The organism is Legionella antarctica, assembly GCF_011764505.1.
Taxonomy (GTDB): domain Bacteria; phylum Pseudomonadota; class Gammaproteobacteria; order Legionellales; family Legionellaceae; genus Legionella; species Legionella antarctica.
Genome location: NZ_AP022839.1, coordinates 1,272,808 through 1,296,330, shown reverse-complemented (window position 1 = coordinate 1,296,330; position 23,523 = coordinate 1,272,808). Strand labels below are relative to the sequence as shown.

Genomic DNA, 23,523 nt, shown 5'->3' with positions numbered 1-23,523 from the left:
AAGTTAAAGATTTTTACCCCAAAATCCGTTCGCGCTGAAGAGCGCGTTTACGCCCTCTCGAAGCTTATCTATCAAGGCTTCGAGACGGTGCTATCGCACCTCATCAGCCCGAACGGAGATCCAGATAGTCCTTTAACTTAATGGCAATGAGAGCTGGAGGCGCTGCCATTAAGTTAAAGATTTTTACCCCAAAATCCGTTCGCGCTGAAGAGCGCGTTTACGCCCTCTCGAAGCTTATCTATCAAGGCTTCGAGACGGTGCTATCGCACCTCATCAGCCCGAACGGAGATCCAGATAGTCCTTTAACTTAATGGCAATGAGAGCTGGAGGCGCTGCCAATAAGTTAAGGATTTGTACCCCAAAATCCGTTCGCGCTGAGGAGGCGTTTACGCCCTCTCGAAGCTTATGCAACAACGCTTCTTTAACCTGATCTCAACTCGTTTAAAAACAATCAATGAGGAGACAAAGTCACGGCATAAATCTGAAAAAATTCAGTGTACACGAAATACATACTTATGTTGAAGATGTTTTCTTCGAGATTGGCCTCAGTAGCCATCGCAAAAAAAGTCTAAGCTAAAAATGTGAGTAGCCAGCAGGTCTTAATTCTTCACATGCCTTATCTGCCGCTTTCATTCTTAATCCAGGATGATCTTCTATCACGCCAATGGGATAACACACTAAATTTGCTCTATGGCATTTTTTCATTAAAGTATCTACTAGTTGAGGTGATACGGTAAAACATAATTCATAATCATCACCGCCAGTAAGTGCCAAATCAACAGCCTCGTCCCCCCAATAGATGTCCAGTAATCTATGGATTGGGATTGCTTCTTTAGTTAAACAGGCACCTACACCACTAGCAACACATATATGATTTAAATCGGCACTTAGTCCATCTGAAATATCAATGGCAGAAGAGGCATAAGAACGCAGTATTGGGATTAAATCCACTCGTGGTTTTGGATGCAACAAGGCATTCATCATTTCCGTTTTGTCTTCCTCAGGAAGATCATGATCGGTAAGTAATTTGACCGCCAAAGCTGCAGCACCTAATTGGCCAGAAACCAGAATTATATCACCCGGTTTCGCTCCCTTACGTCTGATAGCCTGTCCCTGTGGAACCAAACCCATAATGGTCAGAGTTATAGATAGGGGTCCATGCGTGGTATCACCGCCGATCAAGTCTACATTAAACGTGTTGAACGATGCATTTAGGCCCCGTGAAAAAGACTCAAGCCAATTATGGTTCAACTCAGGTAAGGTTAAAGCAAGAGTCGCACAGCAAGGTTCGGCAGCCATTGCTGCCATATCGCTAATATTAACCATTGCTGCCTTACACGCTATATCATAAGGATCCCACTCAGGAAGAAAATGAACACCTGAAACTAAGGTATCTGTACTAATCAGAACGTCATTTCCGGTAGGAATTTGCAAACAGGCAGCATCATCACCAATGCCATATAGAACCTCTTTACGTTTAACCGTAAAAGGTTTAAAAAATTGCTCAATTATAGAAAATTCATTCATTGCCAAGACTGATTTCAACGGAGCGCACCTGTCTTGCCAAATTGTTTAATACCCCATTGACATACCGATATCCGTCTTGTGATCCAAATTCTTTTGTCAAGGATATTGATTCGTCAAGTATTACCTTATAGGGTATTTCAGGACAATGAAAGAGTTCAAAGGATCCAATTCGTAACACGGTAAGCTCAATGGGATTTAAGCCACTGATCTCTCTATCTATAAGCGGAGAGATGCTGGACTCCAAATCAACAATCTGAGCGGGAATCCCGTGTAATAAACGACAAAAATAGTCTCCGTCTACCTTTTCCATATTATTAATAACCCGAAACTGGGCTTCTATTTCATGAAGATCGCTGCCAGACATTAACCATTGATAAAGGGCCTGAAGTGCTAGTTTACGTGCTCGTCTTTTACCGCTTATAGATTGTTTTTCCACTATTACCTCATGAATTTATTCTTTAATTTTACTAAGAGCAACAGTTTCTACTCTTTGTCTTCTTTCATTTGATCTATTGTTTGTCTAAAGTCGCTAACGTCTTTAAACCTTTTATATACTGATGCAAATCGCACATAAGCAACATGATCGAGTCGAAACAACTCTTTCATCACCAGTTCACCGATCAACTGTGAATCAATTTCACGCTCCCCTCTACGGCGAATTTCCTGGGTGATTGATATAATTGCTTCTTCCAAAGCATCAACACTAACTGGTCTTTTCTCTAAAGCGCGCAACATTCCTGAGCGCAAATTATCAATGTTAAAGGGTTTTCGTCTTCCATCACGTTTTATAATTAATGGCATAATTAATTCAGCCGTCTCAAAAGTAGTAAAGCGCTCATGGCAGTCCAGACATTGTCGCCTTCTGCGCACTTGGGCACCGTCCGCGACTAAACGGGAATCAATAACCTTTGTTTCTTCTGCATGACAAAATGGGCAATGCATGATTAGGCATAAACCGGGAATTCACGACATAAAAGCAAAACCTGAGCTTTGACTCTGGCTATAATCGCTTCATCGTTTATATTATCAAGGATATCTGCTACCCAATTAGATAAAAACTCTATCTCTTTCTCTTTAAACCCTCTGGTTGTAACAGCAGGTGTTCCCAAACGTAACCCACTGGTTACAAAGGGTGAGCGAGGATCATTAGGAACTGAATTTTTATTTACGGTAATATTTGCTTTGCTTAAAGCAGCATCCGCTTCTTTACCGGTTATATCCTTGTTAATTAAATCAATTAACAGTAAATGATTATCTGTTCCACCAGAGACAATGCTATATCCCCGAATTTTTAGTACATCACACATAGTCCGCGCGTTAAGCAAAACTTGCTGTTGATATAGTTTGAATTCTGGCAATAAAGCCTCAGCAAAGGCCACTGCTTTTGCGGCAATAACATGCATCAATGGACCACCTTGCATGCCTGGAAATACTGAAGAGTTTAATTTTTTTTCAATTTCCTCATTAGAACGACAAAGGATTAAACCTCCTCTGGGACCTCTTAATGTTTTGTGGGTTGTTGTAGTAACTACATCTGCATAGGGTAACGGCGATGGGTAGAGACCAACTGCGACCAGCCCCGCTACATGAGCCATGTCAGCTAACAAATAGGCGCCCACTTTATCTGCTATTGCTCTAAACCTGGCCCAATCTAGTACTCTTGAGTAAGCAGAGAAGCCAGCAACGATCAATTTCGGTTTATGTTCTACAGCTAAACGCTCCAATGCATCGTAGTCAACTAATCCGGTCTGAACATCAACACCATATTCAACAGCCTGATATAATTTACCTGAGAAATTAACTTTGGATCCATGTGTCAAATGACCGCCATGAGGTAATGACATACCGAGTATGACATCCCCCGGCTTTAATAAAGCCAACATTACCGCTGCATTCGCCTGAGAACCTGAGTGAGGCTGGACATTGACGTAATTTGCACCGAATAATTTTTTTGCTCGGTCAATGGCCAGTTCTTCAGCTACGTCAACGTATTCGCAGCCACCGTAATAACGCTTACCGGGATATCCTTCTGCATATTTGTTCGTAAGTACCGACCCCTGGGCTTCCAGGATGCGTGGACTTACATAATTCTCGGACGCTATCAGTTCAATATGATCTTCTTGCCGGCGTTTTTCATTAGTAATGGCCTGAAAAAGTGCTTCATCAAAATTTTCTATGGTATAATTTCCATCAAACATGAGTATTCCTTAGCTTGGAGTGTGATACTTACCTTGATTTAACTATAATATCGTTACGTACGTTTCTAACACCATCTACACCTGCAGCAATAGTCCCAGCTCTTAGTTTTACTCTTTGAGTATCAACAAAACCACTAAGCTGAACTTCATCTTTGTAGGTTTTAACTTTTACAAAAAAACCATTCGTTCCCAGCTCATCGACTAAACTGGCTTTCACTTTGGTGGTCGTTGCTGAACTATCAAGATACTCGCCTGTACTTTCAGAGTGAGGGGAAGCAGTACACGCAATAATGATCAGGGAAATAAAACCAATCAATAATATTTTAAGTGAGTCACGCATTAAGGCTCCTTAAAGAAAAAACCTTATAAGATTACCACAAAATTAATTCAGATACGAAGGGAACATTCTTGCAATTTTAGTTCTTTGGGTCATGGGCCATCACATTTTTTCTACACAATTTAAAAATAAAGCTAAGTTAAAAACCTGAGGAATTGTCAACTTTAGAAAATAAAAATTTTCATATCCCTACTTCCTGTGCCAAACCCTGAGCGATTTTCAGCAAATTTAACCGCCCAGGTACTGCCGTTGTTAACCCAACCTGTACTTCAGAAGCAAACTATAAATACTAATTATGTCCATGTATTGTTTCTTGGGTGTCTTCGTGGGCATGAACGGGTTGCTGTGGCTTACTATGAACATTATTGTCATGTCCGTGTATCTTACCTTGCACCACACCTGATCCTCTATTGGTGGAAGGATATCTCACTGCATTGTTTTGCTTGGCTCTACTTTGCCTGGGGCCATTCTGTTGTACCACAACATCACCTTGAGATATGCGTGGATTAACTATAATCCTGTTCTGATTTAAATCAGCCCTTCCATGATAAACACTACTTTGAGGCACTGACCGAAAGTATTCATTGTGATGATAATGATTTGGAGAATTGCGTTGAACCTCTACTCTGGGGGCAGGATTGTAATAATTTCGTTCGTAATATTGATCTTGCTCAACACAGGATGTAATCAGAGGTAGTACTAAAAGACAGGAAACGAGGTATTTCATGGAAAACTCCTCAAAAAAAGGAAAGTTCATTTTTAAAATGAGCCTTCCTTTAATTTAATTATTTATCGAGTTGATAACTCAGCTTTAGCTTGGTTTTTCAAGTAAGGAAGAATTCGGATAGTACTGTTCACGTTGGTCCAACCGGAGTAAAGGGTGTAATAAGGTGACTGAACCGTGATATACATTTGACTATGACAATAGAAATTATAAAAAAGGCTTATATAATGAGGCGCATCGAAACTGTAAATATCAAAAGCAAGTGATGATCCATCTTCATAAGTACCAAATACAGTAACGTCAGTGAAGCTGTTATTAATGATTTCAATTTGGCAATAGCCAGGATATGAGATATTTTTGGTTATAGATTTCTTATCTTCAGCATCTGCTTTCGGATTAATGTGCAAATTAGCTGCAAAAACATTCGAAAACAGACTAAAACATAACAGAAACAACAAAGACTTCAACTTCATGGTTTTCCCCTTAGTGAGAGCGAGATGGCATAGTAACAAAGTATTCAATTTAGTCAATAGGTTTTTTTTCTACCCATGAATAAATAAAAATTGAAACAAATCATTACAATAAGGTGATAAAGTATGTCTTTATGATATATTGCACGCCTATTAAAATTTACAGTATATGAGTAGGGGTAGATAATGAAAAAGCGCATGACTATCATGGGAATGACCTTACTGGTTGTTTTCGGTGGAATCATTGCTTTTAATCTGATTAAGTCGTTTATGATTAAACAATTCTTTGCCAGCTATGAACCCCCAGCGGTTACTGTTTCATCCGCTGTAGCCCAGGCTGTTGATTGGCAACCCACCCTTAATGCCATAGGTAATTTCGTGGCAATGAATGGTGTGGAGGTTAACTCTGAAGCTTCAGGAAAAGTTGTTAAAATCGATTTTGAATCAGGTCAATACGTTGAGAAAGATGCACCTCTGATTACTATTGATGATAGCGTTGATCAAGCAATGTTAAAATTTAACCAATCAGAGCTTACGCTTAAAGAATTAAATTACAAACGGCAAACTGATTTGTCTAAAAGAGGGGCTACGCCCAGCTCAAACGTAGATGAGGCTAAAGCAAATCTGCAGCAAGCTCAGGCCAAACTGGAGCAAATTCAGTCTCAAATTAATCATAAGCATATAGTTGCACCATTTGCAGGTCGTTTGGGTATTCGGCAAGTTAATTTGGGACAGTATATAAGTCCTGGGCAAACCTCGATAGTTTCCCTGCAATCCCTGGACCCTCTATTTCTTGAGTTCTACCTTCCGGAACAGCTATACAAGCGCATTCATATTAATCAAAGTATTATATTCTCGGTTGAAGAGTTTCCCAATGCCCTTTTTGAAGGAACAATAACTGCAATTAACTCTAAAATTGATTTGAATACCCATAATGTATTGGTACAAGCGACTTTGCCAAATTGCCCAGCGGCTGCAATAGCAAATCCCAAGCAATCCCTGCTGGTAAAAACACGACAGGAAACCAGAGGTAATAAATCTATCGTCACCTGTAGTAGTGATTTAAATAAAAAAAATAAAATCAAAAACTATGTCTTTATACCAGGCATGTTTTCTTCCATTGACATCGAACAATCTATGGAACCAGGTACCGTTATCGTTCCGTCAACTGCCGTGTCTTATAGTCTTTATGGAAACGCTGTCTATATCATCAAAAAAAATAAAGAAGGGAAGAAAAATAAAGACGGTGAAGACGTATTGGTTGTAAATCGGGTCTTCGTTTCTACTGGTGAGCAGCAAGGAAATTACACGGTAATAAAGAAAGGGGTCAAAGCAGGAGAGTTGGTGGTTTCTACTGGTGATTTGAAATTACAAAATGGCACCCCCGTAGTCATTAATAACAGCGTTCAGCTAAATAATGACAGTACTCCAGAAACTTTGGGACAATAAAGGTTACTTCTCAATAAGGCCGGAAAAATACTTTTCCTGTTTCCCGCGGCTTGTCCATGGAATCCAGAAATCTCGTGCGGGGTCGAGATGTTCGACTTTCCAGAGGTTATTTAGAAGTTACCAATATAGTTTAAAAATAACCCTGGACTCAAATGGTTCCAGGGAAAAACAATAATATTTGCTGGCTTTAAAATTAAATGAATTGCTGGTTTTTTTGCAGGATAACTTATGAAATTTACTGATCTATTTATCAAGCGACCCGTCCTTTCCATAGTAATTAGTATGCTGATTTTTCTTTTTGGTATTAATTCCATCTATAAAATGCAAATTCGCCAGTATCCTCGAATGGACAATACCGTGATTACAATCATGACCAGCTATCCAGGTGCTGATGCGGATCTGATGGCTGGCTTTATTACTTCACCCTTAGAAAATGCAGTTGCCAGTGCGGAAGGGATAGACTATATGACCTCATCGAGTGTTCAAGGTCTTAGTACCATTACTTTAACCATAAAACTGAACTTCGATCCCCAAATAGCCTTTACTGACGTAATGAGTAAAGTCCAGCAAACGATTAACCAACTACCCAAGGAAGCACAACAGCCTGTCATTCTAAAAAAATCAGATTCGTCCACAGCATTGATGTACATCAGTCTTGACAGTAAAGAAATGACCCCCCAACAAATCACTGACTATGCAACTCGAGTTGTTCAACCCCAACTACAAACTGTTGAGGGCGTTGCAAAAGCAGAAATCTTGGGAGGCGCTACCTATTCTATGAGAATATTTCTCAATCCAATTAAAATGGCTGCCCTAAACGTAACCCCAGCCGATGTTTCTGCAGTTCTTGCCAGTAATAACTTCCTGACAGCCGCAGGCAATACTAAAAGTGAATATGTTGCAATTAATATGACTGCGAAAACCGATCTGAATGATGCTGATGCATTCAGTAAATTGATTGTTCGCAGTGACAAAGGGTCAATTATACGATTACGTGATATAGCGAAAATAGAATTAGGTTCGCAAAGCTATGATAATTCAGTAACCTTTAATGGAAGAAAAGCCGTATTTATTTCTATTACGCCAACTCCTACGGCAAATCCTCTTACTGTCATAAGTGATGTAAGAAAATTGATGCCATCCATCATCAAGGAATTTCCACCTTCTTTGACTGGTACCATAGTTTATGACGCTACCGATTTCATCAGAGCGTCAATTAGCGAGGTAGTCCATACCCTTATTGAAGCGGGTCTTATCGTCATTGTGGTTATCTTCTTATTCCTTGGTTCCATTCGTTCCGTTTTAATACCTATGGTCACTATCCCACTTTCTTTGGTTGGTGTTTGTACTCTTATGCTTGCATTAGACTACAGTATCAACTTGCTCACCTTGCTTGCTTTTGTTCTGGCAATTGGGCTGGTGGTCGATGATGCGATTGTGGTTGTAGAGAATGTACACCGTCACATTGAAGAAGGGAAAAGCCCCTTGGAGGCCGCACTTATCGGTGCCCGAGAAATTGCAATACCTATTATTGCAATGACCATTACTTTGGCTGCAGTTTATGCCCCCATAGGTTTTATGGGCGGTCTAACCGGCGCTTTATTTAAGGAGTTCGCGTTCACTTTAGCTAGTGCAGTCATTATATCAGGGGTAATAGCCTTAACTTTATCACCCATGATGTGTTCCAAAATATTAACTACAGAAGTAAGCAGCGGTAAATTCGTTCATTACCTGGATGATAAATTCAACAAGCTCAGAGTGTCTTACCAGAGGGTATTACATAGTTTATTGAATACCCGAGCAATCATGCTGCTTTTTGCAGCAGTTGTTGTTCTGATGCTCCCTTACCTTTACCTGAATACTTCTGCTGAGACTGCTCCTGATGAAGATCAGGGTTTCTTTTTTGTAATGGCTACTGCTCCTCAATTTGCCACTTTAAATTACATCGAAGCGTTTACCAAACCTTTTGACAAAATCTACCAAAGCTTCCCTGAAACAGAAAATTATTTTACCGTTAATATGAGTCAACCTGTCTCGGGTATGGTTCTTAAGCCATGGGATCAACGAACCAAAAGTCAGTTTGATTTAAAACAACCACTGCAAGACAAATTATCAAATATTTCTGGACTAAACGCCTTTGCTATCGTCCCTCCTCCTCTTCCAGGTGGAGGAGGTGGTACCCCGGTTCAATTCGTCATAAAGACTACTAATGATTTCCAAAGTTTATTTGATATCTCTAATAAACTTACGGAAAAAGCGAGAAACAGTGGTTTGTTTATCTATATTGATAACTCGCTTAAATTCAATCAACCAGAAATTGAGCTTTCTATAAATCGCCCTAAAGCTTCGGAAATGGGATTGGATATGCGCTCAGTAGGAAGCAGTTTGACCAGCGCCCTTTCCGGAAACTATGTAAACTATTTTAACCTGGAAGGTCGTAGTTATCAGGTCATACCTCAACTTGATCGTAAATTTCGACTCACCCCAGAACAATTAGGTCAAATTTATATTAAGACTATGGCGGGTATTATGGTCCCCCTATCAACTGTTGTTACCCCCGTTGAAAAAACACAACCTAATGCTGCGACTCATTTCCAGCAATTAAATTCAGCAACGATACAGGCCGTGATGATGCCTGGAAAAACCTTAGGAGAAGGACTTCATTTTTTACAAGATGCAGCGAAAGAAACCTTACCTAAAGGGTTTACTTATGATTTTGGCGGAGAATCAAGACAATTTATGCAGGAAGGGAGCGCATTAGTTTTTGCTTTCCTTTTTGCCATCATTATTATCTTTCTAGTTTTATCGGCTCAGTATGAAAGTTTCCGCGATCCACTAATTGTTTTAATCAGTGTGCCTATGTCTATTTGTGGCGCTTTAATCCCACTCAACCTAGGCTTGGCCAGCATTAATATTTATACCCAGGTTGGCCTGATTACCTTAATAGGTCTTATAAGTAAACACGGCATTCTAATTGTTGACTTTGCTAATCATTTACAACGAGAAAAAAATATGGATAGACGTGCAGCTGTGGAAGAAGCAGCAGCCATTCGATTGCGCCCAATATTGATGACTACAGCGGCGATGGTTTTTGGTGTGCTGCCGCTATTGATTGCAAGTGGAGCTGGGGCTGTGAGCCGATTTGATATTGGTCTGGTAATTGCAACGGGCTTAATGATTGGAACTTGCTTCACCTTGTTTGTTGTACCTACACTCTATACCTACATCGCTGAAGACCATCGTCGTAAACCGGATGAACCCGTTGCGTTAGAGTCTGAGACTCTCATTTAAGGATTTTAAAGATTTGACCTGGTTCCGCTCGGGCTGAGGAGGGGTAATAGCCTCGTCCGAGAAAATACGGCAATTAATTACTTTTATCCTTCATCTTTCAGATGATAAACGATAAACGATAAACGATAAACGATAAACGATAAACAATAAACAATAAACAATAAACAACATAGTTGAGTATTCCCCAAAAATACCAGTCTTTATTTTCATTATTAATAAACAACTTTATGTGCCTTCATGAAAATGGCTATGCCCCATCAGTCTGTGATACCATTCTGTCTTTTTACCAGTACAGGCTATAACATGGATAAAACCTATTCACCCGAGGCGATAGAGCAAGCTTATTACCAAAAGTGGGAAAGTCAGCATTACTTTCAGCCCAAAGGCGATGGCAAACGATTTTGCATTATGCTTCCCCCTCCCAATGTTACAGGAAGCCTTCATATGGGACACGGTTTTCAACACACCATTATGGATGCTTTAACTCGCTACCACCGAATGTCGGGTGACAAAACGTTGTGGCAACCTGGAACGGACCATGCGGGAATTTCTACTCAGCTTGTTGTTGAAAAACAATTAGAAGCTCAAGGAATTGCTCGAAAAGATTTAAGTCGTGAGCAATTTTTAGAACATGTGTGGAAATGGAAAAATGAATCTGGCAACACGATAACTCAGCAAATGAGACGCATAGGGGATTCAGTAGATTGGGATCGAGAACGGTTCACTATGGATGAGGGTTTATCCGCGGCGGTACAAAAAGTGTTTGTCCAGCTTCATGATGAAGGTCTGATCTATCGAGGCACTCGTTTGGTTAATTGGGATCCGAAACTTGGAACTGCCGTTTCTGATCTTGAAGTACTTTCTGAAGAAGAGGATGGATTTCTTTGGCATATTCGATACCCTGTAGTTGATTCTTCTGAGTTTGTAGTGGTTGCTACTACACGCCCTGAAACTTTGCTGGGTGATTCGGCAGTAGCAGTTCATCCTGCTGATCCTCGTTTCCAACATTTAATTGGCAAACAAGTAAATCTCCCCCTTTGCGACAGAACCATCCCCATTATTGCAGATGAGTATGTAGATAAAGAATTTGGCAGTGGCTGTGTTAAAATTACCCCAGCCCATGATTTTAACGATCATGAAGTAGGAAAACGGCACGATTTACCCTTGATCAATATATTAAACAAAAAGGCGATGCTTAATAAAAATGTCCCCTTGAAATATCAAGGTATGGATAGATTTATTGCCAGAGAGCAAATCATCCAGGACTTGGACAAAGAGGGCTTTCTGGTAAAAACAGAACCCCATAAATTAAAAGTTCCTCGTGGGGAAAAATCAAATGTGATCATCGAACCACTGTTAACTGATCAATGGTATGTAAAAATACAACCTTTGGCCGAACCAGCAATTGCGGCAGTAAAAAAAGGTGAAATCCGCTTTATCCCGGAAAACTGGAACAAAACCTATTTTCAGTGGATGGAGAACATTGAAGATTGGTGTATCAGTCGCCAATTATGGTGGGGACATAGAATTCCGGCCTGGTATGACAGTCAGGGTAATATTTATGTGGGTTACAGTGAAAATGATGTTCGCTTTAAATATAAAATTGATGAGGATACTTCCTTAAAACAAGATGAAGATGTTCTTGATACCTGGTTCTCTTCTGCTCTGTGGCCCTTTTCAACTTTGGGTTGGCCTGAGCGTACTACTGAGCTGGAGCAGTTTTACCCCACCTCTGTACTCGTTACCGGTTTTGATATTATATTTTTCTGGGTTGCCCGCATGATTATGATGGGTTTAAAATTCACCGGGAAAGTTCCTTTTAAAGACATCTTTATTACTGGATTAATCCGCGATAGTGAAGGACATAAAATGTCCAAATCCAAAGGAAATGTACTTGATCCTCTGGATATTATTGATGGGATAGATCTCGAATCATTAGTAGCCAAACGTACTTCAAATTTGATGTTACCCTCAGTACGCGACAAAATCATTAAGGCCACTCGTAAAGAATTCCCTGAAGGTATCAGTGCATATGGAACAGATGCACTACGCTTCACTTATTGTTCACTTGCTTCAACAGGTCGTAATGTACGCTTTGATATAGGTCGTGTTGAAGGATATCGAAATTTTTGTAATAAATTATGGAACGCTGCACGTTATGTGTTACTTAACACTGATGAAGAGCAAATTGATTTCGGCGATGGTGCATTCCAATACAGTCCAGCGGATGAATGGATATTATCTCGACTTCAACGAACCATTAGTAAAGTACACCATTACTTCGAAACCTACAGATTTGATTTATTAGCCAATACCCTATACGAATTTGTCTGGCATGAATATTGTGACTGGTACCTGGAGCTATCCAAACCAGTGCTTCAGGATGAACAGGCCTTAAGTGCTCTGAAAAGAGGAACACGCAGGACTTTAATTCATGTACTGGATCGTATTCTGAAGCTGCTACATCCTATAATGCCCTTCATTACCGAAGAAATCTGGCAAAGAACAACTAAATTCACCAGTGAAAATGGGGTCAGTATTATGCTTAGTACTTATCCTCAAGTAAACGAAGAGTTCATTAATGATATTATTGAAGAAGAATTGGAGTGGTTAAAAGCAGCAATTCAAGCCTTACGAACCATACGCAGCGAAATGTCGATTTCTCCAGCCAAAATGATTCCGCTGCATATTCGTAATAGTACACCAGTACTTAAAAAACGCATTGAGAAGTATCAACAAACGTTAAAAGCGATGAGTAGGGTAGGTGAGATTCATTACTTAAGCGCTGATGAAAAAGCACCGGTATCTGCAACGGCTGTATTAGGCGACATTGAATTATTAATTCCCATGGCAGATTTAATAGACAAAGAAGCGGAGCTTTCTCGACTGGCTAAAGAAATGGCTAAACTGGATAAAGACATTAACCTTGCCCAAGGAAAGTTAAGTAATCCCTTGTTTACCGATAAAGCGCCTGCTGAAATTATAGCAAAAGAGCAAGAAAAACTAATTCAGGCACAACAAGCTAAAGAAAAGTTGATGCAACATCAAATTAGAATTAAGGCTTTGTAATCAGGGATTTAAGAACTTACCGCTCCCTGATCTGAACCAGGGAGTTGTCCTAAGTGTCGAGTAACTAGTAAGAATCATTGCTTAACGTCAGTTATGGAAAAGCAATGCAGATACTGCTGCCTGCCCCAAGGGTTCCCCAGGATTAAAGTCCATGGATACAGCAAAACCAAGCTCTATATCCTCTTGAGTATCCAACCCCTCTTTCAATATAACCTCAACCCTTTTACTAATAGCTAAAAGGGCAATCTCATCTATATACGTAAGGTATTGCTTATTCTTGCGGATCATTTGAGTCAACGTTGTATAAAGTGCATACTTCAATAAATATAAAGCCTCTCCAATTAATTGCCCCATAAATTCAATCTGTGTCTGATCTGAAGCAACGCAGTATAAATGAGTAAATTGGTAATCATAGGGAGAAAATTCATCTTCAAGAATATCAGTTTTTTCAGACTTCAGACATTCGCACCTATAAAAAATAAACCGTTCACTATGCCTGTTCTTATCAATAATCCTAAAAGACCCCTGAAAGACAAAAGGATACTCCCAAACTGCAACTAATATTAAGGTTTCTATATTTATAGGTGTGTAATTATCTGTCATATTCAACTCTGGATGATATAATGCATTTTATTTAACAACTACAGGATATTCTAAACGCCATTAAGATACCTAATCAAACTATAGCAACACAATATATCCGGAAAAATGCTGCTATATTAATAGATAGATTAGAGAAACTAATGGGCGGCTAGCAAAAGACAATATTATGATATTAATAAATAAAATGGGAATAGCATGTCACTAACAGAATACGTTGTTCAATATGGTTTTTCAATTAGTTTATTGGCTAATGCCGCACTATTTATTCCTCAAATTATTACTTTAATTAAAAATAAATCAGCATTAGGTGTTTCATTAGTAACCTTTGTTGGATTTAATATCATTCAACTTTTCACTATGTTACACGGATTATTAGAAAAAGATTATTTACTTGCTGGAGGGTATTTTTTGAGTATTATTACTTGTGGTTGGGTGTCGTGTTTGATTATTTATTATAAATACTTCAAGTCTCATTAATAACAAGGAACATTATGAAAAAGTTTATTGATGAACAAGACGAACAGCATAATATTCTTTCTTTGCTACCCTATTCGGATAATGCTCAATTGATTAATAAACATCAAAAACTTGGGGATCTTTATTTTATCAAATCAATTGTTGATTTCTCTATTAGTGCTCTGGAACTCTTCATGGCAGGCAGTTTAGCCTCATTCGATGCTCAGGTAGGAGAAAACCTATGCCAAATCAGAGCATATAAAATACTTAATCTTGCAAAAAAATGGCTTTACTCCACCCCTCTTAAAACCCAATTTTCCCATGAAATTGAACTATTTCGAAATTATAAAGTCCAATTGGAACATATTATTTTTGACTGGGAAAATGAAATTAAACATTCAAAAACCTATAATAAAAACCTTGATGGAAGAGAAGATATTAATGATTTTTTTGCAAGGCATCAGCTCCTGATTCCTCTAAGCAATGATTTTATTTTTATAATTGCCTGTTATTTCTTAACTCATTTCAATATACGAGAAAATAAGATCCCCGTTGCCATTAATCTCGAGTACATTAGTAGAGAATTTCATATTTCCAAGTATAAATCGAAAAGACTAACCCACAAATACCAACAACTGATATGCTCCCTGGGGTGTAATTTCATAATTAAGATTGCACACGATTTACCCAAAGAACAGGGGTATACGGATCTTTTACCCGCCCTCTTCCAAATATCTGATGAAGACCGTGCCGTGTTACCTTGTTACATAGTTAGTGACATAATTTTTCATCACAGTACTAAAGAACAACTACCTGTCCTTTTTATTGTCCATCAATTGACAGACCAAAATAGACAGGAAAATTCCGTTATTTATTTTTTATTAACGAGTACAGAAAACCACTCTGCTCTTATACTCGTTCCGAGCAAACAGTACCTGCCAAAACATTGTATGGTGGTATCAGGAGATATCTCTTATCCACAAAATACTCCTATTGAATCTCCCAAAGAATATATTGAGCGTGTACTCTGTGAAACTCCATTGAAATTAATTTTAGCTAATACAGCCAGTCATCCTCAGTACTCCGGTAAACGACTGGAATCTTTTCGAGAAAACCCATTTCAATTGATAAATCCTGATGACAACCTGGAGGGAAAAAAACTTCATGAAAATAAGTTACTGCTTATGCAACAATTTGCTTTACACTCAGGATGCTCCAGACAAAATCCATCTCTCTTTTTCTTAAGGCATATCTATGCCAGTAGTGTACAAGATGAGATCAGTCAATTGGAAAAAATTTATGTGGGGTCTGTTTTTGACGCCTATCAGGTGATTAACCCATAAACTGATGATAAAGGTATAGTATGGCAAATAAAGATTTTTATAACTTCAGTCAGGCTGATTTATACAAACAAATGATTGAATCTACGCCAGTACATATGTACTGGAAAAATCTAAATTTTGAATATTTGCTATGCAATTTATTGCAGGCCAAAAATCTGGGATTTTCCAGTCCTGATCAGATTATTGGCAAAACGGATTACGATCTGCTCCCCCAAAATATAGCGAATCAAATTAGAAAAAATGATATGGAGGTAATTTTTAAACAAGGTCCATGCATCTTTGAGGAGCAAATAGAAGATATTAATGGATTGAACCAGATATATCTGACCCAGAAAATTCCTATTTTTAATAAGCAGGGAGAATTAAGTGGAATTGCTGGTATTTCAATTAATATAACTGCCCGAAAGCACGCAGAAGAAAAAGTTCGGCTTGAAAAAGAAAAAGTTGAGCTGACTCTTGCAAGTATTATTGAAAATTTACCGGGACACGTATATTGGAAAAATAAAGACTCGATCTATCAAGGGTGCAATTTAGCCCAGGCAAAATCAGCTGGCTTCTCAGACCCCAATGAGATGATTGGCAAAACAGATTTTGAAATGCCCTGGCATCACGAAGCAGATATTCTGAGGGAATCTGACTTGGCAGTAATTAATAATAAAGAAACCCTGACTACTGAAGAAGCCTCTCAACTGGCAAATTCAGAGCAAGTCTCCATTTTTTTATCTAAAAAAGCTCCTTTATTCAATAAAAAAGGGGAAGTGATCGGTGTTTTAGGTGTTTCCTTTGATATCACGGATCGAAAAAAAATCGAACAAGACCTATGTCAGGCTCAAATTGCGGCTGAAACAGCCAACCAGGCTAAATCTGAATTCTTACGCAATATGGAGCACCAATTACGCACTCCATTTAGTGGAATTTACAGTATCGTCCAGATGCTTGCCGAAGCTGAAACTGCACCGGAAAAAAAAGAGCTGCTGGAACTAACCTATGGCTCAGCAAAAGAATTCCTTGATTTACTAAATGATATTATCGATTTCTCACGTTACCAGTCAGAATACACTGCCGTTCTTGCCAAAAAATTTGATTTTAAACAACTCATTGAGAGAACAGTTACGATGCAACAATCAGCTGCTATTTCCAAAAAACTTAAATTGAGCGCTGAGTATGATATAGATTTACCTACTATTTTTATTGGCGACCCCTACAGACTGCGCCGAATTTTATTAAATTTACTAAGCAATGCGATTCGTTTTACCACCAAAGGTCATGTATTTGTTCAAGTTAAATTAGGAAGAGTGGTAGACGATAGACACCTTATTTTACAGTTAATCGTCAATGATACCGGAATTGGAATCTCACCCGAAAAACAATCTCTGATTTATGAAAAATTTTACCGTATTCATCCTGCTAACCAAAATAAATATTCAGGAGCTGGGCTTGGCTTACATATCGTAAAGCAACTTATGACTGATTTGGAAGGTGAAATTGAATTAACCAGCACTCCAGGAAAAGGAACAACCTTCGTTTGTACCCTTCCATTTAAAAGACCACTGTTAGATACCATCATTGATAAAATTGAAGAGTAATTAAAATAGCAAACAATGATTGATCAATATTTAATCTCTCGGTATAATGCGTCAACATTTATTCATTATTGACTACTCTATGAAACCTGATGTCCTAATTGTTGGAGCCGGACCAGTAGGCTTGTTTACTGCTATTGAGATGAAACTGCATAATCCTGCCTTGCAAATCAAAATTCTGGATCGTAATAAAGAGTAAAGTCGTCATCACATACTTAAACTGGAAAGTCAGTCATTATCAAATTCAAAAACTTACGAAGCTTTTGATGCTGTTAGGAAACTACATGGCTTCGTCCCCACTTCAGAAATTGAAACCACTTTTTTAAACATTGCAAAAGAATTAGGTATAGAAATAGAAACAGGGGTAAAAGTCGATGATTACAGTGGACCCCATTGTCAAGACAGCGATCCGTTTAATTTAAGATATAACTTTAATTCTACTTTCTTTCGTTGACGAGGGTGCGTAGCACACGAGTCAACCACAATAGCAGTTAATGAAACACCTGTTATTGAGCCTGTGGGTATGTGGGCGCGAAGCCATCGAGTGTGGTCAAGCGGTGGATAACGTCTTTTTGTTATCCATGGCTTGTCCACATGTCCCGAAGGGCGATGGCTGATCCGCAGGACGCGTCCACATATCCACAGGCATTCCATTACGCTGCAGCCTCATATAGGCCAGCATAAACCTCTGACGGCGTGTATATTCCAAATGATTGATGAGGTCTTTCGTCGTTATAAAACTTGAAATACACCCTTAAACCATTTCGTAGTGCTAAAACTGTTCCGTATTCTTTTATGTAAATATCTTCATATTTGACTGAACGCCATAGCCGTTCAATGAACACATTATCCATCCATCGACCTTTCCCGTCCATGCTAATTTTGATGTCATGGTCTTTTAAAACATCGGTAAACGCCTTACTGGTAAACTGGGAGCCTTGATCCGTATTAAAAATATCAGGCCTGCCGTGGAGCCTGATGGCGCTCTCCAACGCGCTTACACAAAAGTCATCATCCATGCTGTTTGATACCTTCCAAGAGAGCACCTTGCGGCTATACCAGTCCATTATTGCCACCAAATATACAAAGCCTCCTTGCATCCTAACGTAGGTAATATCGGTGCACCAAACCTGATTGGGTCGATCAATCACTAAACCACGTAGCAAGTAGGGATAAACCTTTTGTTCCTTGTTCTTTTTACTCGTATTCGGCTTTGGTGCCACTGAAACCAGACCCATGATCCGCATCAAACGCTGCACTCTCTTACGGTTAACGTCATGGCCAAGGCGACGTAAATAAGAACGCATCTTTCTGCTTCCATAGAAAGGATGGCGCATGTATTCCTCATCAATCAAGACCATCAAAGCCAGATTCTCTGGGCTCTCGGTACATATTCCTTCGCCAGCAGTGCGATAGTAGCTAGCGCGTGACAAATTAACCAATGCACATTGGCGTACGATGCTGAGTGTAGGGTGATTGACATCAATCATGGCTCGCTTCTCCCGCACGCTCAACTTAGATGACCGGTCTTTTTTTTAAGCCAGTCTAACTCAACCGCTAGCTGGCCTATTTGCGTGTATAATCGATCTCGTTCTTGTATGATGGAGTCCATGTCTTTGTCATGCTTGCCGCTAAACAATTGCTTGCTTCCATCCAGTAATTGTTTTTTCCACAGATTGATTTGTGTTGCATGCACCTCAAATTCAGATGCCAATTCATTGGTCGTCTTGTGACTTTTTAATGCCTCAATTGCTACCTTTGCTTTGAAGTCAGATGTAAATTTTTTTTTAGCCACTTGGTACCCCGTTTAACAATGGTTTCTATTTTTGTCAATCAGCATCCAATTTTGACCCTCAAACCGCATCCAAAATTGACCCTCAAAAACATATCACATTGATTATTTACTTTACTGTTTTAGCTTCGATTTTTAAAGCGATAACTTTCATTTCCAGTCTCAACAATAGAGCAATGATGAGTCAATCTGTCCAGCATGGCTGCGGTCATTTTTGTATCACAAAACACCTTTGGCCATTCACCAAAATTTAAGTTTGTTGTAATGATTAATGATGTTTTTTCATATAATTTGCTAACTAAATGAAACAACAGAGCTCCGCCCGCTTCAGAAAATGGTAAATATCCAAGCTCATCCAGGACAATAGCATCAAAATTTTGCAGGCGATTAGCTAGCCGTCCTGTATTAACTTGTTTTTTTTCTTGTTCTAATTTGTTGACCAGATCAACAACATTATAAAAACAAGCCCGCTTTCCTTGCTTAATTAAATTAGTTGCTATAGCAATAGCTAAGTGCGTTTTACCAGAGCCCGTGCCACCCACAAAAATAATATTGCGCCCAGCATCAACAAAGCTCCCTGCGTGCAATAAACTTATTTCTTCTTCATTAACAGGATGTTGCGTAAAATCAAATTGGCTTAAATTACGATTGACCGGGAATTTTGCGACACTCAGTTGATAATTAATAGCACGCGTTTTGCGTGTTATTTGTTCTGCTTCTAATAGCATAGATAACCACTCATAATGAGTTAGTTTCACCAAAGGCTTCGACTCTTCATAGGCTAGCAACCTATCTAACATGCCTTGTAATTTTAATATCTTAAGCAACTCAGATAATTTAGTGAATGGCATGATTTGCTCCCGTTAAGAGTAAATTATATTTATGACAATTACTTGTGGGTTCTTCCTTTAAGATTAATCCAGCGGGCATTGTCGTTGCTTGAGGAAGTGCTGTAGGCCGTAATCGATGCAACGCATTAAGAATATAATCACGGCTAACCACCTGCTCTGTTAGCGCTAATTCACAGGCTACACTCACCGCCTCAATGCCATGCTCACTCATTGCCAACAGCACCTCAACGCATTCTCTGTCACCACCACGGCGCTTCATGAGAATGCTTTTGATTTTTAAAATGGCTGGTGGTAATTGCCAGTCTTTGAATGGAGCACCATTGCGTAATGCCCCTGGCTTGCGCTCCAGTAAAGGTAAATAATGCCATGGATTAAACAGTGTTTTATTGCGGCCAAAGGTGCGTTGGTGGCAACCGATGGACTCATTACCTGAAAATACCTCTATAGTTAATGCGTATATCCTGAGCGTCACCATCTGGTTGGCATAGGCACAATCAACGCTATAACGATTTCTATCGCAATGAATCAAGCAGGTTGAATGTACTAGAGTTGAAACTTCTTTATACCCATCAAATGGATGATTTAACGCTCTAAAATGAGTTCTTTCTTCTTGAAATACAGCGTCAACAGTTAGTTCTTGTTGTTCTGGGTGATGCCTTTTCTCGGCCAATAATTGGCATTGCTGCTGAAGATGTTCATTTAATAACGACAAGGTTTCATATTTAAGACGTGGTTTAAATACCCAGTCACGTACATTATCAACTTGATTTTCAATCTGCCCCTTTTCCCATCCGGCTGCGGGATTGCAGGCTGTAGGTTCAATTAAGTAATGATCCATTAATGCCAAAAATCGCCGGTTAAAAGCACGCTCCTTACCCTTGAAAACACTATCTACCGCCGTTTTCATGTTGTCATAAATACCTCTTAGCGTTAAGCCACCAAAAAATTTGAAGGCTAAATTATGCGCATCAAATAACATTTCTTGAGTTTCTCGAGGATATGCTACAAGAAAAAATTTACGGCTGTAGCTTAAACGAAATTGAGCTACTTTGATTTTTTGAACAACGCCTGCAAGCTCTACAGTTTCTTCACTCCAATCAAACTGATAGGCCTCTCCGGGATGATAGTATTGTGGAATATAGGCTTTTAATGACTCTCGACTCGTACAGCGCCATACTTTAACAAAACGCTGGACACTATCATAAGAACCGCAATAGCCACTTTCTTTTAGTTGAGTGTAGTACTTCATTGCACTACGGCGTTCCTTTTTCGATAACTTGTGGTCGTTGTTCAACCATGATACCAACGTCTCTTTGAAGATATTCAGTGCAGGTAGTGGTTGAATGGAGCGTTGATAATTTTTCCCAGACTTTTCTGCTCGGATTACCCGTCTAACTGTATTACGCGATAATCCTGTTGTGCGAACAATTTCCGCAATAGTTAATTTTTGCACATGAAACATGCGCCTAATTTTTGCTTCTGTTTCCATGATCAACATCCTCTAATTCCCTCTAGATTATTAAAATCTAGAGTACACGTTTTACTCGATTTTAGAGGGTCAAAATTGGATGCTGATTTACCCTAAAAGGGGGTCATTTTTGCATGCTGATTTACATTCTATTTTACACCACTGTCTCATTTTTGGGGTCCACTATAGATTGTCAGCAACTTTTAAACCAATTTCCCACTGCTCAAACAATTATAGGTGCTGATGGCGCGCATAGTATAGTGAGGAGACAACTATTCGACGATGAAAAAATTGTAGATGAAAACCTGCAATATATAGTTGAAATTAAATATAAAGCTCAAGGAGCTGCTTCTCGTTTACCTGCTGCTACTTATGGACCTGCATTAGGACAAGTTCAACATTTCATCTCTGAAAATGTAGGAAAAGAAAAAGAGGGTTCTACACCTGTTTCTTTATTTGTATTTGTTGATGAAGAGACCTATAAAGAGATCAGAACTATTCCTAATGCAAAATTGACAGATTTGGATCCCACAACAAAAAAAATGAAACAACTTTTAAACTCCATTCGCCCGTGGATATCTCTGCGAAAAATAGCTTTGGATGAAGTAATGATAAGCGATAGTGAAAAAATAAATGGGGTTGCCCTCAGCGTTTATCAAAGTGCAAGTTTTGCAAAAGAGATCAAGGATAAACGAGTTTATCTGGTTGGTGATGCCGCAGCAGCCGTGCCTTATTACCGAGCCTTGAATGCAGGACTTGTTGCTGCAGCTGTAACCGCCAGAGAAATTGCTACCAAAGGCTCACCTGATTTAGAAATGTTAAATAAAACACTCTCAGTGATATGGGTCCGCATGTCTGGAACAAAATTAAGGAAAAATAAGAGCTATTCATCCATCATTTATAGTTAAAAATTCACTCAAATTAACCTATTTAAACCTACTCAATACCGTATGAATAGTGATTGCTACTACGAATTGTCTTAGGTCATTTTACCACAACTCTATCAGAATGACTTATCCACAAGTCCACAGGTCAGGAGAGCTTCACTTTCTCGTATAGGCCTGTGGGCCTTGTGGGTAAGTCATGACGCTCTCATTTAGGGTTTATGGTCTTTTCCGGCCATAATACACCTCTGCGGGCGTTAAATAATTAAAGGACTGGTGAAGCCTTCGGTTATTATAATACTCAAAATACTCCGTTAAGGCCAGCTCAACCTCTTCAATTGTATCAAAATCATACCGGTAGATTTTTTCTTGCTTAACACTACGCCACAATCGCTCGATAAATATATTATCTAAATAACGTCCTCGCCCATCCATGCTGATAGAAATGTGGTGAGATTTTAGCGTATTTATCCAATCTTTTGAGGTAAATTGAGAACCCTGATCCGTGTTAAAGATCTCACAACGCGAATGCAGCAAAGCGTTTCTAAGCGCCTCAATACAAAATTCAGCCTCCATAGTAGGTGAAATAGCCCATCCAATCACATAACGACTATACCAGTCCATAATAGCTACTAAATACACATGCTTTCCTTTCATGCGGATGTAGGTGATATCTGCGGCCCAAACCTGATTTGGTTTGGTGATATCCACCTCTTTTAATAAATAAGGGAACACCTCATGCTCCTTATTGGGAACGCTTGTATTTGGCTTTGGGTAAACAGTCGATAACCCCATCATTTCCATCAACTTTTTTACTCGACGTTTACCAACAGGATAGCCTACTTCTTTTGACAGCCATCTTGCCCGCTTAATTTTACCTTCACATGGATACTGCAGATAGTGCTCATCAAGTAGCGCCATAAGCGCTTCATCTTCGACAGAAATGGGCTTGGCACTATAATAATAACTTGAAACAGGCAAGTCTAATAGCAAGCATTGTTCACGAATGGTGAGCTCGGCAAGAGGATCAATCATGACGCGCTTTTCATCCAGACTAAAGTTCATGCTTTTTTTTTAGCCAAGATAGCTGCGCTTGAAGTCGACCAATTTCTTGATATAATGCCTCAACAAGCTGCTCTTGGGACTTGGCTTCTTTTTCATTAGCCCCAGAGAATAAATCGTTAATGGCTTTGATGGCCGATTGCTTCCAAGTTTTTACCTGCGTTGCGTGAACACCGTATTCACTGGTAATTTGCGCTTGTGTGAGTTTCCCCTCAATCGCAGCTAGCGTTATTTTTGCCTTCTTGGCCGCCGTATAATAAGCTCGCTTTTTAGACATTTTATTCTCCTCTTTGTATTAAGAAGAATAGCTCTTAAAAAACCTTTTTTTGTGTCCAGAAAACCGCGCCTATATTACAGGGCTTGCACAAAATGAAATGAGACGAGCTACCAGACAAAATAAAAAAGTCAATTGGGGC

General features: G+C 39.2%; 19 protein-coding genes and 1 pseudogene. 7 read left to right on the top strand and 13 right to left on the bottom strand.

The features are described from left to right. Positions 1-573: 573 nt before the first annotated feature. The 7 genes from thiL to HRS36_RS06150 form a co-directional block, all read right to left on the bottom strand. Entirely contained in the window at positions 574-1,527 is a 954-nt protein-coding gene (gene thiL / locus HRS36_RS06180) for a thiamine-phosphate kinase (RefSeq protein ID WP_173238476.1), read from the bottom strand. Then, a complete protein-coding gene (gene nusB, locus HRS36_RS06175; RefSeq protein WP_173236624.1) occupies positions 1,520-1,963 on the bottom strand; it encodes a transcription antitermination factor NusB in 444 nt (147 codons plus the stop codon). Before nusB ends, thiL begins: the two co-directional genes overlap by 8 nt. Before the next feature lie 47 nt (positions 1,964-2,010). Further along, entirely contained in the window at positions 2,011-2,469 is a 459-nt protein-coding gene (gene nrdR / locus HRS36_RS06170; RefSeq protein WP_173236623.1) for a transcriptional regulator NrdR, read from the bottom strand. A 2-nt stretch (positions 2,470-2,471) separates the two neighbouring features. Continuing rightward, on the bottom strand, positions 2,472-3,725 hold the full coding sequence (gene glyA / locus HRS36_RS06165) for a serine hydroxymethyltransferase (RefSeq protein WP_173236622.1): 1,254 nt from the start codon (positions 3,723-3,725) through the stop codon (positions 2,472-2,474). Between the two features lie 28 nt (positions 3,726-3,753). Then, positions 3,754-4,065 carry a BON domain-containing protein gene (locus HRS36_RS06160; RefSeq protein WP_173236621.1) on the bottom strand — a complete coding sequence of 104 codons (312 nt, stop codon included), beginning with the start codon at positions 4,063-4,065 and terminating at the stop codon, positions 3,754-3,756. Between the two features lie 286 nt (positions 4,066-4,351). Further along, entirely contained in the window at positions 4,352-4,819 is a 468-nt protein-coding gene (locus HRS36_RS06155) for a hypothetical protein (RefSeq protein WP_173236620.1), read from the bottom strand. 32 nt (positions 4,820-4,851) lie between these two features. After that, positions 4,852-5,259 carry a hypothetical protein gene (locus HRS36_RS06150; protein ID WP_173236619.1) on the bottom strand — a complete coding sequence of 136 codons (408 nt, stop codon included), beginning with the start codon at positions 5,257-5,259 and terminating at the stop codon, positions 4,852-4,854. 183 nt (positions 5,260-5,442) lie between these two features. On the opposite strand from HRS36_RS06150, the gene HRS36_RS06145 reads away from it, so the two are divergent. From HRS36_RS06145 to HRS36_RS06135, 3 genes are all read left to right on the top strand, one after another. Next, positions 5,443-6,705: an efflux RND transporter periplasmic adaptor subunit gene (locus HRS36_RS06145; RefSeq protein WP_173236618.1), complete on the top strand. Its 1,263-nt coding sequence runs from the start codon at positions 5,443-5,445 to the stop codon at positions 6,703-6,705. Positions 6,706-6,933: 228 nt separating this feature from the next. Beyond that, positions 6,934-9,996 carry an efflux RND transporter permease subunit gene (locus tag HRS36_RS06140; RefSeq protein ID WP_173236617.1) on the top strand — a complete coding sequence of 1,021 codons (3,063 nt, stop codon included), beginning with the start codon at positions 6,934-6,936 and terminating at the stop codon, positions 9,994-9,996. Positions 9,997-10,299: 303 nt separating this feature from the next. Beyond that, positions 10,300-13,065 carry a valine--tRNA ligase gene (locus HRS36_RS06135; protein WP_173236616.1) on the top strand — a complete coding sequence of 922 codons (2,766 nt, stop codon included), beginning with the start codon at positions 10,300-10,302 and terminating at the stop codon, positions 13,063-13,065. An 87-nt stretch (positions 13,066-13,152) separates the two neighbouring features. Here HRS36_RS06135 and HRS36_RS06130 read toward each other — a convergent pair whose 3' ends face one another. Beyond that, complete coding sequence (locus HRS36_RS06130; RefSeq protein WP_173236615.1) at positions 13,153-13,668, bottom strand: hypothetical protein; 516 nt, start codon at positions 13,666-13,668, stop codon at positions 13,153-13,155. A 195-nt stretch (positions 13,669-13,863) separates the two neighbouring features. On the opposite strand from HRS36_RS06130, the gene HRS36_RS06125 reads away from it, so the two are divergent. Genes HRS36_RS06125 through HRS36_RS06115 form a run of 3 tightly spaced genes read left to right on the top strand, consistent with a single transcriptional unit; the run spans position 13,864 to position 17,053 of the window. Continuing rightward, positions 13,864-14,145 carry a PQ-loop domain-containing transporter gene (locus HRS36_RS06125; protein ID WP_173236614.1) on the top strand — a complete coding sequence of 94 codons (282 nt, stop codon included), beginning with the start codon at positions 13,864-13,866 and terminating at the stop codon, positions 14,143-14,145. A 14-nt stretch (positions 14,146-14,159) separates the two neighbouring features. Beyond that, positions 14,160-15,467 (top strand): hypothetical protein, encoded by a 1,308-nt coding sequence (locus HRS36_RS06120; protein WP_173236613.1) that lies wholly within the window; start codon positions 14,160-14,162, stop codon positions 15,465-15,467. Positions 15,468-15,487: 20 nt separating this feature from the next. Next, positions 15,488-17,053 (top strand): PAS domain-containing sensor histidine kinase, encoded by a 1,566-nt coding sequence (locus tag HRS36_RS06115; protein WP_173236612.1) that lies wholly within the window; start codon positions 15,488-15,490, stop codon positions 17,051-17,053. A 650-nt stretch (positions 17,054-17,703) separates the two neighbouring features. On the opposite strand, the pseudogene HRS36_RS06110 reads toward HRS36_RS06115, so the two are convergent. From HRS36_RS06110 to istA, 3 genes and pseudogenes are all read right to left on the bottom strand, one after another. After that, positions 17,704-18,845, bottom strand: a pseudogene (locus tag HRS36_RS06110) (IS3 family transposase). A 119-nt stretch (positions 18,846-18,964) separates the two neighbouring features. Next, the gene (gene istB, locus HRS36_RS06105) at positions 18,965-19,693 is read right to left on the bottom strand and encodes an IS21-like element helper ATPase IstB (RefSeq protein WP_173235816.1); all 729 of its coding nucleotides are present in this window, start codon (positions 19,691-19,693) and stop codon (positions 18,965-18,967) included. Next, positions 19,680-21,191 (bottom strand): IS21 family transposase, encoded by a 1,512-nt coding sequence (gene istA / locus HRS36_RS06100; protein ID WP_197933184.1) that lies wholly within the window; start codon positions 21,189-21,191, stop codon positions 19,680-19,682. Before istA ends, istB begins: the two co-directional genes overlap by 14 nt. A gap of 104 nt (positions 21,192-21,295) precedes the next feature. Between istA and HRS36_RS06095 the strand changes: the two genes are divergently transcribed. Continuing rightward, positions 21,296-22,069, top strand: a complete 774-nt coding sequence (locus tag HRS36_RS06095; protein ID WP_173236611.1) for a hypothetical protein — start codon at positions 21,296-21,298, stop codon at positions 22,067-22,069. Positions 22,070-22,264: 195 nt separating this feature from the next. Here the strand turns inward: HRS36_RS06095 and HRS36_RS06090 are convergent, their stop codons facing one another. Together HRS36_RS06090 and HRS36_RS06085 are read right to left on the bottom strand one after the other, a co-directional pair. Beyond that, positions 22,265-23,110, bottom strand: a complete 846-nt coding sequence (locus tag HRS36_RS06090) for an IS3 family transposase (protein WP_173235473.1) — start codon at positions 23,108-23,110, stop codon at positions 22,265-22,267. Next, positions 23,100-23,384, bottom strand: a complete 285-nt coding sequence (locus HRS36_RS06085) for a transposase (protein ID WP_173235475.1) — start codon at positions 23,382-23,384, stop codon at positions 23,100-23,102. The genes HRS36_RS06090 and HRS36_RS06085 overlap by 11 nt, the downstream gene beginning before the upstream one ends. Positions 23,385-23,523: the final 139 nt, after the last annotated feature.

Coding starts and splice junctions, on each gene's coding strand:
- HRS36_RS06135 (WP_173236616.1), top strand. CDS start 10,300: ATGGATAAAACCTATTCACCCGAGGCGATAGAGCAAGCTTATTACCAA.
- HRS36_RS06140 (WP_173236617.1), top strand. CDS start 6,934: ATGAAATTTACTGATCTATTTATCAAGCGACCCGTCCTTTCCATAGTA.
- HRS36_RS06120 (WP_173236613.1), top strand. CDS start 14,160: ATGAAAAAGTTTATTGATGAACAAGACGAACAGCATAATATTCTTTCT.
- HRS36_RS06150 (WP_173236619.1), bottom strand. CDS start 5,259: ATGAAGTTGAAGTCTTTGTTGTTTCTGTTATGTTTTAGTCTGTTTTCG.
- HRS36_RS06145 (WP_173236618.1), top strand. CDS start 5,443: ATGAAAAAGCGCATGACTATCATGGGAATGACCTTACTGGTTGTTTTC.
- HRS36_RS06125 (WP_173236614.1), top strand. CDS start 13,864: ATGTCACTAACAGAATACGTTGTTCAATATGGTTTTTCAATTAGTTTA.
- HRS36_RS06095 (WP_173236611.1), top strand. CDS start 21,296: ATGCTGATTTACATTCTATTTTACACCACTGTCTCATTTTTGGGGTCC.
- HRS36_RS06090 (WP_173235473.1), bottom strand. CDS start 23,110: ATGAACTTTAGTCTGGATGAAAAGCGCGTCATGATTGATCCTCTTGCC.
- nrdR (WP_173236623.1), bottom strand. CDS start 2,469: ATGCATTGCCCATTTTGTCATGCAGAAGAAACAAAGGTTATTGATTCC.
- HRS36_RS06085 (WP_173235475.1), bottom strand. CDS start 23,384: ATGTCTAAAAAGCGAGCTTATTATACGGCGGCCAAGAAGGCAAAAATA.
- HRS36_RS06130 (WP_173236615.1), bottom strand. CDS start 13,668: ATGACAGATAATTACACACCTATAAATATAGAAACCTTAATATTAGTT.
- HRS36_RS06155 (WP_173236620.1), bottom strand. CDS start 4,819: ATGAACTTTCCTTTTTTTGAGGAGTTTTCCATGAAATACCTCGTTTCC.
- thiL (WP_173238476.1), bottom strand. CDS start 1,527: ATGAATGAATTTTCTATAATTGAGCAATTTTTTAAACCTTTTACGGTT.
- istA (WP_197933184.1), bottom strand. CDS start 21,191: ATGTTGATCATGGAAACAGAAGCAAAAATTAGGCGCATGTTTCATGTG.
- HRS36_RS06115 (WP_173236612.1), top strand. CDS start 15,488: ATGGCAAATAAAGATTTTTATAACTTCAGTCAGGCTGATTTATACAAA.
- HRS36_RS06160 (WP_173236621.1), bottom strand. CDS start 4,065: ATGCGTGACTCACTTAAAATATTATTGATTGGTTTTATTTCCCTGATC.
- glyA (WP_173236622.1), bottom strand. CDS start 3,725: ATGTTTGATGGAAATTATACCATAGAAAATTTTGATGAAGCACTTTTT.
- istB (WP_173235816.1), bottom strand. CDS start 19,693: ATGCCATTCACTAAATTATCTGAGTTGCTTAAGATATTAAAATTACAA.